A 12,786-nucleotide genomic window follows, 5' to 3' on the forward strand; every position below is an offset into this window, starting at 1 on the left:
ACTTCTAATCGCCTTGCCCGGTCAGAAGCCTTACAAGTAGCTCGCAATAACATTGATACTCAACTCGATGCTGGTAATTTAGATCAAGCCACCTTATCGATTGATAACTTATTCATGGATCAATTATCTCTGTATACCGGAGAAGAATATGAAGTTAATGATGACATTCAATCGATCGCCCAATTCCAAGAGCGCCTAGCCGAAATTGAAGAACTGACCGGCAAAACCACAGTCGTCACCTATGTTTTGTCCCGCCCGAATCAATTGGATTTCATCTTAATTACGCCCAGGGGTCAAGCCATTTACAAAAGCGTTCCCAACACTCAACGGGCAGATGTCCTCAAAGCCATTGAAAACTTTAGAAGCGAACTAACCAATCCCCGTAAACGCAATAGCACCAGTTATTTACCCTATGCACAACAACTTTATCAATGGTTAATTGCGCCCATAGAAGATCAGTTAGAAGAGGCAGGAACCGATGTTTTAGTCTTCAGCATGGATGTGGGGTTACGGTCTCTTCCGGTAGCTGCTTTGCATGATGGAGAACAATTCCTGATTGAAAAATATAATTTGGGCTTAATTCCTTCTGTACTCTTGACTGATACTAAATACCAGTCCTTAGAAAATGCTGAAGTCTTAGCCTTTGGAGCCTCTGAGTTTAGCCAACAAGCCCCTTTGCCCGCCGTTCCGGTGGAGATCGAGACAATTACTAGAAATTTATGGTCAGGCAAAGGATTTTTGAATAATGAATTTACTCGTAATAATTTAGTCTCTCAACGGGAGTTTGCGCCTTCGGCGATCGTGCATTTAGCCACCCATGCAGAGTTCAACGCGGGATCGCCCCAAAATTCTTATATCCAACTGTGGGATGAACAACTCACTCTCGACAATTTAAGGACATTAGGATGGGATAATCCTCAAGTGGAACTGTTGGTTTTGAGTGCCTGTCGTACCGCAGTGGGCGATCCATCAGCAGAATTAGGATTTGCGGGTTTAGCCGTACAAGCCGGTGTAAAAAGCGCCCTAGCTAGTCTGTGGTATGTCTCCGATGAAGGCACATTAGCCCTAATGACTCAGTTCTATGATTATTTGAGAAATGCACAACTGAAATCTGATGCTTTGCGAGAAGCGCAGCTTGCCATGCTCAGGGGTGAAGTGCGTATTGAAGGGGGTCAATTGCGGGCTAGTCGCGGGGGTAATGTTTCTCTACCACCAGTATTAGCGAATGTAGCAGAGCGGCCTTTAGCCCATCCCTATTACTGGTCAGGGTTTACGATGATTGGTTCCCCTTGGTAATTCGGATTCTATCCCTCTTTCGGCACACTGACAAAAGAGGGGTATTGCATGGTTTGCTCTAACCGGGGTAAAGCATGGGTGGCCGATTCTCGAATATAAGTATCCACCGATTCATCATTGGCCAATTGGGTTAACACCTCTGTAGCGCGGCTATCTCCCATAGAAGCTAAAGCATTAATAATCGATACCCCTAACGCTAAATTCTCCGTCGTTTGTAGGGTTTCCACTAACAAATCTAACACCGGCGAACCTACAGCTCCTAACGCCATGACTGCGGCAATATTCACTACCGGATTGGGATGATTGAGTGCTACTTTTAAGCCTTCTACCCCTTCTTCGGGAAAAGCATCGGGGCCATAATTCACGGCAACCTGGGCCAAAGCTTTGACACAACTGGCTTGAATCGTGGCATTATCGCTGGATTCAAATAGGGAAACAATTGCACAAACCGCATCTGGGCCAATCACCCCCAAGGCTTTCACGGCTGCTCGGCGAATGTCTACAGTTTCCTCATTCACCATCTCAATTAAGCGGCCAATCGTGTGTTCATCGCGATTTTCCGCTAACTCTATCATGGCCCGCTCTCGTAGATTGGGGTTGGGATGTTTAAGCTGTGCAAATAAAGCGTCGGTATCCGTGGTCATAGGATTAATCAGTAATAATGAACAGAGCAAGAACTCTAAGTCTTGAACTTGACTGAACAGGAAGCCAGCCAAGTTTTAGACCTAGAGTTCTCTAAGGGTTCATTCTTGAACTTAATTGTTGAACATTAAGCTTCAAGAACTCAACTCAATGTTTTCCCAGGGATAGACTAGGACAAGGAGTTGATAACATAGTCTAGGAGAGCATTGTACTCAACTAGAGCTTGTGCAGACATATCGCGAGGAGCGCAACCTCGGTTGCGAGCGAAGGTCAGAGCTTCAACATAGGGAGCGGTGGGCAGACCCAAAGCACGATAGACTTCACGTTGTCCAGCAATTCCCCATTCATCAAGAGGGCCAGTACCGCCTACAGCCAAGCAGTAGCTAACCAAGCGCAGGTAGTGCTTGATATCACGCAGGCATTTGGCTTTGAAGGTGTCGGTGGAGTTGGCTTCACCCGCATTGTTCAGGTAAGAATACTTTTTGATGCAAGCATCATAAGCTTCCTGAGCAACGGCATCAATGTTACTGCTGAGTTTTTCAGCCGCTTCTAAACGAGCGGCAGAGCGTTGCAGGCTACCTTGAACGGACTCTAGGTCAGAGTTGGTAGGAAAACGACCAGCAGCATCAGCAGCAGTAATAGCCGTGGTGAGAACTGATTTCATTTCTTTACTATCTCCAGTTTTATGCGATCGGTTTTACTTTTTAATGGACGATTGCCCGTAGATCTTCGGTGCAGTTATTTATCGGTTTTTAGCTTTCGGTTTTTAGCTTAAAGCGGCAATAACGCGATCGAAGTATCCAGCACACTCAGACGCTAAAGCAGAGCAGTCTCCTTGAGGAGTGTCCATTTTGCGGAATTTGCTGGTTCCCTCGTACATTTTGTTGGTGTTGTTGATATGGGCAACACAAATCGCCTTCATGATTTGTACAGCACGAACGGCGGAAGTTGCGGGAACTCCCAGGGCGGTGTAAGTTTCTTTTAGGCCATTTAAGCACCGATCTTCGAGAACGGAAGCATCACCAGCTAACAGGGCGTAGGTGACATAGCGGAGAATGATTTCACCATCGCGTAAGCACGCAGCCATACGACGGTTGGGGTAGCAGTTACCACCAGCTTGGATTAAGCCATCATTTTCGCAAATCATGCCGGTAATGGCATCAGACACGCAACAGCTTGCGTTGCTGGCTACGGCGTTAACAGCGTCTAGGCGCTTGTTGCCTTCAGCAATGAAGCCTTTGAGTTCAGCAATTTTGTCACTGCTCAGAGCGGCAGTGCTGGCATCTGCTGATACCACAGCTCTCGAAAAAGCGTCAAGCATTGAAATGTTTCCCTCTCAATAGTTGAATTTAAGTAACCCGTTACGGGAACGGGTCATAATCGACTATAGGAGATGAGGGTTAACCAGACCCGGTTTATGATAAACAAGGTAACAATCCTTTACAATGATAGAGGTATGGATAAACGATTTTCTCAGCTTTTTAATTTAAGTGAAGACAGGGCGATCGCCCTGTTGGAAATGCCTTTGGATCGGTTAAGCGATCCGAGCGATCGCTATGTGGCGGCTTGTCACCTCATGCACTATCCCACGGAACGGTCGATCGCGGCTTTAATTAAGGCGATTCACAATCAAGAGGACGAACTCTATAATCGCATTGCCCGACGTAAGGCAGCAGAAAGCTTGGGACGATTGAAGGCTGAGATCGCCATACCGACGCTGCGCGAGTGTTTAACGGATGCGGATATGTATACGGTGGAAAATGCGGTTTGGGCGATCGGAGAAATTGGTACAGACGATCCCGAAATTCTAGAAGAAATAACCCAACTGTTGCAGCAACCGCATCAAAGCTATCGGGTGATTATTCAAGTTTTGGCCAAGTTAGGCTACAAATCTGCTCTAGAGGCGATTAAACCGTTTATGAATTCGGAGGATCTTTGTGTTGCCAGTGTGGCGATCGCCGCTACGTCGAAGTTAAGCGGTGATTTCAGCCTGATGGATCGGGTGGTGGGATTTCTGCATAGTGACAATATTAATGTGCGCCGCGCTTGCATTCAAGATTTAATGGATACGAATTATTACCCGGCTCTGCCCAAAATTGTCCAATGTCCGGTTTCCATTGTATTTCGTCTGCGAGGACTCCGACATCTGGCTCAAACGGGGATCTCTGCCCAGAAATTGACCTTTGCGGAGGTTGAACCCTATTTCGATCGGACGATCCGCGATCATCCCGATACTTTGGAATTTGTCCATGAATATGACCAAACTCCGAGCCTAGAGTTTGCCATTAATGAACTCTATAGTACGGATTTTGGGCGCTGTTATTTGGCCAGTTATACCCTGCTGCATACTTACCCGCAAGATGCACCAGAGGCTTTACTGGCCACGTTTGCGGATAAGGCCCATAATGATTATGGCGCTCATTATCATGTGGTGAAACTCTTGGGATGGTTAGGGTATACACCGGCCTATGATTTACTGATAGAAGCCCTGGAAAATCAAGCGCCTCAATTCCAAAAATCCAGAGCTGCGGCGGCGATCGCCCTGGGACATTTAAGGGCAACGGAAGCGATCCCCCGGTTACAGAAGGCTCTGGAAACGTCAATTTTCGATCTCAAGTATGCTGCTCTGTTGGTTTTAGAGCAATTGGGCGATCATCAAGGATGGCAGATCTGCGCCCAGGATCGAGACTTGATTTTACAAGCGAAGGCGATCGCTCAGAATTCTCATTAACCGTTTTTTAAGAACAATGGTTTACCCATTACCCTTCTGCCCATTACCACGCAAAGCGCTGTAGGTACGACCACGCCACTGAATCGAGGTTTGAAAACTCGATTGTAGAATGCGAAAAAAGGCTAAGGGATCGGCTAAGGGGGAGAACCAGAAGAGTAGAGAAAACCTAGCTTGTGATAAGTCGTAGGAGGGAAAGATGGCGAATCCGAGGGCAAACCGAATGGCTAATAAGGCCAGATTGAGATTAACTAGAGTCTGGGAAATGATCCCTTCTGGAAATGCACCGATGATGCCAAAAATGATAACCGCTAGGGGTAAACCTTGAACAGAGAAGAGAAACCACAAGTCAGTCCAGAGTTGCCAGGGGGAAGTGGCATCCTTTAAGTCTAGCGATCGCCCCCACTCCTGCCAAGTTTGCCAGGCTCCCTCATACATGCGCACCTTTAGCACCGGAGCGCCATCCCAAAAGCCCACCTTAAACCCCCGTTGGGCGGCGATGCGGGCTAAAGTGACATCATCACAAAAGGAGGATTTAGCTGTTGTATAGCCCTCTAACTCCTCTAACACCCGTCTGCGGGTCAAAAAACATTGACCATTGGCCATCACGCGATCGGCACTTTCAACGGTTCCCGTGGGGCCAAATCGATACACCAGCGTCATCAGCAGGGCCGGTTGCAGCCAACATTCCCCCGGATATTCCAGAATAAACCGAGGGGAGAGGGAGACTAAATCATACCCTTCTGCTTCCGCCATTTTAATCAAACCGGCCACTAATCCCGGATGGGGTTGGGTATCCGCATCAATGCCCAAAATCCACTCACTTTTCGGGGAACTGTGCAAAAATCCCGTATGCAGTGCCCAAGGTCGTCCCACCCAGTCCGGAGGCAGAGGATCGTCATGGAGCAAGCGAAAACGGGGGTCTTTTGCGGCTGTTTGCAACACCAGATCCCCCGTGCCATCGGTGGAATGACTATCGACCACCAACACCTCGCGCACTTCGTAGCTTTGGCGCGTTAGGCCTTCTAAACAGGGCCAGAGGCGATCGCGCTCATTGAGCGTCGGAACCACCACACTCACCGTTCCCAGCATCTCCAGAGCGGCGGATTGGGGTTGAATCGGAGCATGGCGGAAGGGGCCTTTGAGCAAGCGAAACAGGAGAATGGCGATCGCCGGAATTTGAATCACCATCAATCCCCAAGTTAACATCTGGCTCCCATCCATACCCTTCTCCCTATCCTTAATTTTTACTTAGCGACTACGTTTACTGTAGTCTGTGTCACCCGGTTTCGATCTCCAGCAGGAGAATTCAATCGTTCTCCTTCATCCCCTTTTTCTGGTGTAATCCACCACAAGATTAGGGCTGGCATCACTGCCACGATCATCCCTAAAACCACTGGTATCGTAAATCCACTAAATCCGCTTAAAACCGCCGCATACGTGAAATTACTCAAATACACCACCAAAGGAAATCCCAACTGGGGGCGACTCACTTGGGGCAATTCTTGACCCCAAATCCAAGTTCCCACGCTCATAAACAGCGCGCCCGTAGCCAACCAACCGGCAAAATTCTGATAGGGCATCCCAAAGAACGGCCCCTCTTGTCCCCATTCCCAAAAGTGGATAATCGTTTGGCTCATGGCGGGATCGAGGACAAAATCCCAAGCAGTGAGCAGGACAGCACCCACGGCGATCGCCCCAACCTGTCTAATCATCGTTCGGTTTTGGGCCACTTGCAAGCCCCCCAAAGCAATCAGATAAGACACCAACCCCACATAAAACCAAGACAGGGGAATCGTAAACGGCACTAAACCCGCAATTTTATAACCTAATCCACTCAAATACCCATAATCTCCAAAAGGGAACCCCGTGCAAGTTCCCATCAGTTCACTGCTCAGGGACAAACAAACCGCAGGAACCATAAATCCCAACCAACGGCGCACTCCCAACGTCCGATAGGCATAGAGGGCAACGGCTGCTGCACCTAATAAAATATTGACCACTCCCCCTCCGGACATACTCACACGAAACAAAGTTTGACCGATGGGAGGCAAGTTCACAATCATCTCTGGGTTCGGGAGAATGAAGAGCAACCCCACCCAGCCAAAGGGCATGGTGGCGATATGACCCATCAGGCATATTCGTTGGGCAATCTCAAGTGGCTTCATAAAGTTTGGTATCCGGTTTATATGAATCTATTAAGTAATGTAAACAGAAGTCCCATAAAATTCAACTCACCCAGTCATCCCATGTCTTGATGAAGCTGGCTTTTGTGGCTGAACTATGCGATCGCGGTGAACCACCTTACTCTGGTAAGAGTGTAGCTTGGGTTTCGTTCCTCAAACCAACACCAGTAATGCTTGCTTGGGTTTCACCAAGTGAAACCAACCTACGGACTCGATCGCAATTTCAAGCCATTCAGGTATAGTGAATCGAGACAAATCATCAAGAGTTGGGTTAGGTTCAGTTGTGATTGCAGAAAGTATTGGCATCGGTCTCGGAGGTCTAGTCCTCCTGCTTCTATGGGCGATTGAGAATCAGTATCGAGGTCGCCCTGGGAATCAACTCTCCCTGAAGTTTGAACAGTGGCAGGGGGAATTTCTAGCGGCTGACCATTATCAGTTGGTGGGAGAAGGGGTTTTTGTCAATGAAACCTCGACGTTGGAAATTATGGTTCCAGAGGTGGAAGTCGAGGTGGAACTACTCAGTAAGGGGTCGTTAGAAGGAGTAAGCTGGAAAACTCGCGTGGTTCCCCTGCATTCGGATGTCCCCAGCCGAGCGGATGATTATTGGTTTGCCTATATTGTCAAAGTGGGGAAACAGACGCGGTTCAAGATTAGTGTTGATATTACGGGGCCCAATCTAGATCGGGTGCAAACCGCTTGGATTAAAGTCAATTATGTCACCTATGGGCCAGAAGGACGGATTCCGAAAACCGGTCATTCGGTCTATTCTCTCCAGTATCCGGATGGCTCAGAATTGCCAGCAGGACGAGAGGCAGAAGGGGCGCGAGTGTTTCCAATTCCCACCCATATTTTGACCGATCAAGACGATCCGGTGGCGGTAGTGGAACGGTATGTTTTGCCCCATGCCCAACCGGGAGATATGGTGACGATTGGGGAAACCCCGATCGCCCTGATGCAAGGTCGGCTTCGCCATCCGACGACGGTAAAACCGGGATGGGTCGCCAAACGAATTTGTTATTATTTTCTCCCCACATCGAGTTTAGCCACCGCTTGCGGAATGCAGACATTGGTGGATCTGGTGGGCCCAGTTCGGGTAGTGTTTGCCTTTGTCGTCGGGGCAATAGCCAAAGCCCTGTTGCGTAAACCCGGTGTCTTTTACCAACTGGCAGGAGAGCAAGCCCGATTAATTGATGATGTAACCGGAACCCTGCCCCCCTTCGATCAATTTATTGTCCTAGGGCCAGAGAAACCAGAGCAAGTGGTGGCCAAAATTAAAGAAAAAACGGGATTATCGGCGGCGATCGTCGATGTCAATGACTTGAAAGCCGTTAAAATATTAGCAGCGACTCCAGAATTATCAACGGAGTTGCTCACCCAAGCCCTCAGAAGTAACCCAGCCGGTAACGCGGATGAACAAACCCCCATTGTTCTAATTCGACCCCAAGGGTAGGCGACAGGTTCAAGAAAAGGGTTAAACCCGGTTCCCCCTATTGCCTACTGCCTTTTCCCCACCCCCCTGTCGATTGAGAGAATATCCTATGATGCCAGCGTCTCCCCAAAATTTAGAAAAACAGACAGAAATTCGGAGTTTGCAACATCGAGACCTCGATGTGGTGGAAACTTTGCTCGATACAGGGTCTTCATCCCCAGGGATGGGTAAGGATCAACCCTATTCGGGCGAGGAAATTCGCCAGTGGTTTGGAGTGTTGAAAGTGTTGAGTTTATTTCCCAATCCCTGGCGCTATAAGCTCTCGGTTCATGTAGCGGAGCAGCGTCATAGCTCCGAAAGTGCCCAGGAACAAGTGGTGGGGGCGATCCAAATTTCTCCCTTTAACCGCACTCGAACGACCTGGCGCGTGGATCGCGTAGGCGTGAGACCAGGGGTATCGCGACCGGGGATTGGTTCCCTGCTGCTCCGCCATTGTATGCAAGCGGTGCGGGAAGCGAGAACTTGGTTGTTGGAAGTGGATGTGAATGAGGCGGACGAGATTGCCCTATATCGCCAAAATGGGTTTCAGCCTTTAGCACAGATGACCTATTGGGCGATCGCCCCGGAACAGCTCGCTAAATTAGCCCAACGGGAGCCGGATCTGCCCAATCTCCTACCCGTGAGCAATGCGGATGCGGGGCCCCTCTATCAACTCGATACCGTGGCTATGCCGCCCTTTGTGCGCCAAGTATTTGACCGCCATATGGAAGACTTTAAGACTCCTTTATTACAATCAGTGATTGAGGGAATTAAGCAATGGTGGACGAAAACCGAGGTCGTCAGTGGGTATGTGTTTGAAACCCAACGGCAAGCGGCGATCGGTTATTTTCAGTTGCACTTACAGCGCCAGGGGAAAGCTGGCCATCAAGCCGAGTTGACGGTTCACCCTGCCTATACTTGGTTGTATCCGGAATTGATGGCCCAAATGGCTCGCATTACCCAAGAGTTCCCTCCCCAACCGTTACATCTGGTTTCCGCAGATTATCAACCGGAACGGGAGGAATATCTACAGCAAATTGGCGCAAGTCGGATCGGCCATACTTTGATGATGTCGCGATCGGTTTGGCATAAACTGCGGGAGTCTAAGTTAGTCTCTCTGGATGGTCTGCAACTCTCGGATATGCTGCAAGGTTTACAACCGGCTGGAAAACCGATTCCCGGACGGATGTCGATTCTCCATTCCTTGAGTCTGGAAGAGAATACCGAAGATCTCTCCCCTGGTGGCAAAGAGAGCCATCCTGGAGTTGAAGGGGATGAAACTGGGGAGAACGGTTCATGGGTGGATCATTGATTTCAGCTTTGGGTTTGGATATTGGTCAGAAACGCATTGGGGTGGCTGGGTGCGATCGCCTAGGATTACTGGCTACCCCCCTCACCACCATCTATCACGAGTCTTTTGATAAAGATGTGGAGATGCTCAAGCCCATCGTTGTTGAACGGGAAGTGAGTATTTTAATCGTCGGTTTGCCCTATCTCATGGATGGTCAACTCGGCACTCAAGCCCAACAAGTGCAAAAATATAGCGATCGCCTGCAACAGACCCTTCAATTACCCGTTGAGTATGTCGATGAGCGCTGCACATCCCTGGAAGCCAAAGAAATCCTCGTCTCCCGAAAACGCTCCCCCTCTCGCAATAAGGGATTAATTGATGCCCAAGCTGCCGCCTTGATTTTGCAGCGTTGGCTCGACGATCGAGTTTTCCCATGACCGATTACCCATTACCGATTACCCTGCGCAGCGCATATAAGATATGATGAAAGGTTGAAGTGAATCCCCAATCATCTTGGTAAATAGGACGTAACCCCATGGATCAAGAAGCAATGGAGAATGATCCCCTAACCGTATTCTTGGCTGATGCCAGGGGAAAGGAATTAGAATGTACAATTGAATATTCCTTTACCTATGACAACCAAAACTATTTGGTTTTATTACCCAAAGACATCCCCGTAGAGATTTTTGTCTGGCAAACATCTGGCGATCGCGAAGACCTGGTTGCACTCGAAGATGACTCTCTGATCGATGAACTCTTTGGCCTGGCTAAGTCCGTATTATCTGAACAAAATCTGAAGCTTAAACGCACGGGGATCACCCTGACAGTAGAAGGAGAGATCCCAGAGATAGAAGAAGAGGAAGAAGAGGAAGAAGTCGATTTGAGTACGGAATCATTTCAGTTATTAGCCAGTTTCTATTATGGTGAAGATGAGTATGAAATTTCCACGCCTTTAGATCCGTTGTTTTTGTTAGCAAAAATGGACGGCAAGGGCAAAGCCCAAGAACTTTCAGCCTCTGACCTCAAGTCCATTGAACATTTATTACCAGAGATTGAACAAAATTTAGAAGAACAGATCTTGAATACTCTGGACTAATTGACAGAATGGGGAAAGAAAACATAAACACATTTCCCAGGGTGCAGCAGTAAAAAACCATGTAATATTTAACCAGTTATGACAACCGGCAATTCACGAATCACCAAGTGGTTCTTTTATTTGATCCTTTTTCCCGTCGTAGTGGGCTTTTTTGGGTGGCAAGGATGGCGGTGGTGGAGTTGGGCAATTAGTCCTATCCTTCCTCCAAGTGCCGATCGCGCAGAAAATCAAGTTTTAGTCGAAATTGCCCTGGGAACTCCAGGACAACAAATTGGTGCAGATTTAGCCGATCTAGAGCTGATTCGCTCAGAACGGGCTTGGGCGATTTGGACGAAATGGCTCAGATTACAGGCTAAACTCAAACCCGAGTTAGAAGGCTATTTCCAAGCAGGCAGTTATCAATTGTCTCCTACTCAGTCCTTACCAGAAATTGCGGCTCAAATTCGTTCTGGGACTGTGATCCAAGCAACCTATACGATTCCTGAAGGCTGGACGTTGGCTCAAATGGGGGATTATTTTGAAGCCCAAGGTTTTTTTAGTGCTGAAGAGTTTTTAGAGGCAGTTAACCGAATTTCTCCTCAAGATTATCCTTGGTTACCTGCTGTGCCAAAGTTGGAAGGGTTTTTATTCCCGGATACTTATCAGATTGGTGGGGATAGCTTGACGGCTGATCGGGTGGTTCGGCAAATGTTAACCCAATTTGAACAGGTAGCCCTACCTTTGTATGAAGAGGCTAAAGAACAAACGGATTTGAGTCTTTTGGAGTGGGTGACTCTAGCAAGTATCGTGGAAAAAGAGTCAGTGGTGGCTCAAGAACGGGGGGTGATTTCGGGGGTATTTCATAATCGACTGCAAAAGGGGATGACTTTAGGTGCAGATCCCACGGTGGAATATGGTTTGGGGATTAAGCAAACGCCCGATCGCCCCTTGACCTTAAAGAATGTGAATACGCCTAACCCTTATAATACCTATTTGAATCCGGGATTACCGCCTACGCCGATCGCTGCTCCGGGTAAAGCGAGTTTAGAGGCAACGCTTTATCCGCAAACAACGGAGTATCTCTATTTTGTCGCTCGTTATGATGGGACTCATATTTTTAGTCGCACTCTAGATGAACATAACCGAGCAATTACCCAAGTTGCCCAACAACGTTAACCAACCCTGAATGGGTCTTCTTTTTTCTTATGTCTTCCAATCTTCTCCTGCAACCGGATCTCGTACTCGGTGGCCCAATTTTAGAGTTAACGCCAGATTTATTGCGTTTGCATGGTCTCAAAGGCCTGGTTCTAGATGTAGATGATACCCTCGTACCCATGAATACACAGTTGGCTTCCGATGAACTGCAAACCTGGATTGCAGAAATTCGGCCCCTGGTTTCGATTTGGCTTGTGAGTAATAACCTAAATTGGCTGAGAATTCGGGCGATCGCTGAGTGTTTAGACTTACCGTTTATGATGGGCGCTGCCAAACCCTCCCGGCGAAAACTGCGCCAGGCCGTGGATAATATGGGTTTGCCTCTCGATCAAGTGGCTATGGTTGGCGATCGCTTGTTTACAGATGTGTTAGCAGGCAATCGTTTAGGAATGTTTACAATTCTGGTCGAACCGATGGTCGATCCCCGCCAAAATCGGCAACCCTTTCACGTTCGATCCTTTGAGGTGTGGTTCTCTCAGGTGTTGGGCGCTCGCTTAACACCATCTGTACAAAAGTTTACAAATTTTGATAAAACCTGAAAAAGTGAAATATAAAGAAAAGATTACGAATCGGGGATCGGCAACAAATCAATGCAATTATTAAAATTAGTTCAAATGGGGTCAGCTCATATAAAGACCCTAAAGATAAATCCCTGTAAATATTTTACCCTGGTAAAGCGTCGGGTCTCACTATAGAGGCACTGGCGCTTTACACTGTTTGATAGAATATCTGATGCAGTATCTGACACGGAAAAATGACGAGAGCTTGGTAGCCCCGTCGTTTCAACGCGGGGCGGAAAAGCGAACGGCGGTTTCAACCGCCGTGATGAGGGTCGTTGATGTATTCCAGAATCTTGGCAGTGCTGACTTTCCCCGTGGTGTCATA

At 48.1% G+C, this 12,786-nt stretch carries 13 protein-coding genes and 1 pseudogene; 9 read left to right on the forward strand and 5 right to left on the reverse strand.

Annotation, left to right across the window (positions count from 1 at the left end; translation table 11 throughout):
- Positions 1–420: 420 nt before the first annotated feature.
- Positions 421–1,296 (forward strand): annotated as a pseudogene (locus tag PJF56_RS22425) (CHAT domain-containing protein); the annotation flags it as partial.
- 8 nt (positions 1,297–1,304) lie between these two features.
- On the opposite strand, the gene PJF56_RS12640 reads toward PJF56_RS22425, so the two are convergent.
- The 3 genes from PJF56_RS12640 to cpeB all read right to left on the reverse strand — a co-directional run bounded on the left by PJF56_RS12640 (position 1,305) and on the right by cpeB (position 3,259).
- Positions 1,305–1,940 (reverse strand): HEAT repeat domain-containing protein, encoded by a 636-nt coding sequence (locus tag PJF56_RS12640; protein WP_283763036.1) that lies wholly within the window; start codon positions 1,938–1,940, stop codon positions 1,305–1,307.
- 167 nt (positions 1,941–2,107) lie between these two features.
- A complete protein-coding gene (cpeA, locus tag PJF56_RS12645) occupies positions 2,108–2,602 on the reverse strand; it encodes a C-phycoerythrin subunit alpha (protein ID WP_283763037.1) in 495 nt (164 codons plus the stop codon).
- Positions 2,603–2,704: 102 nt separating this feature from the next.
- A complete protein-coding gene (gene cpeB / locus PJF56_RS12650) occupies positions 2,705–3,259 on the reverse strand; it encodes a phycoerythrin subunit beta (protein ID WP_283763038.1) in 555 nt (184 codons plus the stop codon).
- 135 nt (positions 3,260–3,394) lie between these two features.
- On the opposite strand from cpeB, the gene cpeY reads away from it, so the two are divergent.
- Positions 3,395–4,669: a C-phycoerythrin alpha-cysteine-82 phycoerythrobilin lyase CpeY gene (gene cpeY / locus PJF56_RS12655; RefSeq protein WP_283763039.1), complete on the forward strand. Its 1,275-nt coding sequence runs from the start codon at positions 3,395–3,397 to the stop codon at positions 4,667–4,669.
- A gap of 21 nt (positions 4,670–4,690) precedes the next feature.
- On the opposite strand, the gene cruG is transcribed toward cpeY, so the two are convergent.
- A complete protein-coding gene (gene cruG / locus PJF56_RS12660) occupies positions 4,691–5,890 on the reverse strand; it encodes a 2'-O-glycosyltransferase CruG (RefSeq protein WP_283763040.1) in 1,200 nt (399 codons plus the stop codon).
- A 23-nt stretch (positions 5,891–5,913) separates the two neighbouring features.
- Positions 5,914–6,834, reverse strand: coding sequence for a gamma-carotene 1'-hydroxylase CruF (cruF, locus tag PJF56_RS12665; protein WP_283763041.1), 921 nt, complete (start codon positions 6,832–6,834; stop codon positions 5,914–5,916).
- Positions 6,835–6,923: 89 nt separating this feature from the next.
- Between cruF and PJF56_RS12670 the strand changes: the two genes are divergently transcribed.
- From PJF56_RS12670 to PJF56_RS12700, 7 genes are all read left to right on the forward strand, one after another.
- Entirely contained in the window at positions 6,924–7,094 is a 171-nt protein-coding gene (locus PJF56_RS12670) for a hypothetical protein (protein ID WP_283763042.1), read from the forward strand.
- A gap of 41 nt (positions 7,095–7,135) precedes the next feature.
- On the forward strand, positions 7,136–8,302 hold the full coding sequence (locus PJF56_RS12675; RefSeq protein ID WP_283763043.1) for a hypothetical protein: 1,167 nt from the start codon (positions 7,136–7,138) through the stop codon (positions 8,300–8,302).
- 88 nt (positions 8,303–8,390) lie between these two features.
- On the forward strand, positions 8,391–9,632 hold the full coding sequence (locus PJF56_RS12680) for a GNAT family N-acetyltransferase (protein ID WP_283763044.1): 1,242 nt from the start codon (positions 8,391–8,393) through the stop codon (positions 9,630–9,632).
- Positions 9,617–10,048 (forward strand): Holliday junction resolvase RuvX, encoded by a 432-nt coding sequence (ruvX, locus tag PJF56_RS12685; protein WP_283763045.1) that lies wholly within the window; start codon positions 9,617–9,619, stop codon positions 10,046–10,048. The genes PJF56_RS12680 and ruvX overlap by 16 nt, the downstream gene beginning before the upstream one ends.
- Before the next feature lie 98 nt (positions 10,049–10,146).
- Positions 10,147–10,707 carry a DUF3727 domain-containing protein gene (locus tag PJF56_RS12690; RefSeq protein WP_283763046.1) on the forward strand — a complete coding sequence of 187 codons (561 nt, stop codon included), beginning with the start codon at positions 10,147–10,149 and terminating at the stop codon, positions 10,705–10,707.
- 78 nt (positions 10,708–10,785) lie between these two features.
- Positions 10,786–11,862 (forward strand): endolytic transglycosylase MltG, encoded by a 1,077-nt coding sequence (mltG, locus tag PJF56_RS12695; protein WP_283763047.1) that lies wholly within the window; start codon positions 10,786–10,788, stop codon positions 11,860–11,862.
- Positions 11,863–11,891: 29 nt separating this feature from the next.
- Positions 11,892–12,440 carry a YqeG family HAD IIIA-type phosphatase gene (locus PJF56_RS12700; protein WP_283763048.1) on the forward strand — a complete coding sequence of 183 codons (549 nt, stop codon included), beginning with the start codon at positions 11,892–11,894 and terminating at the stop codon, positions 12,438–12,440.
- Positions 12,441–12,786: the final 346 nt, after the last annotated feature.

It is taken from the genome of Roseofilum halophilum BLCC-M91 (genome assembly GCF_030068445.1).
Taxonomy (GTDB): Bacteria; Cyanobacteriota; Cyanobacteriia; order Cyanobacteriales; family Desertifilaceae; genus Roseofilum; species Roseofilum halophilum.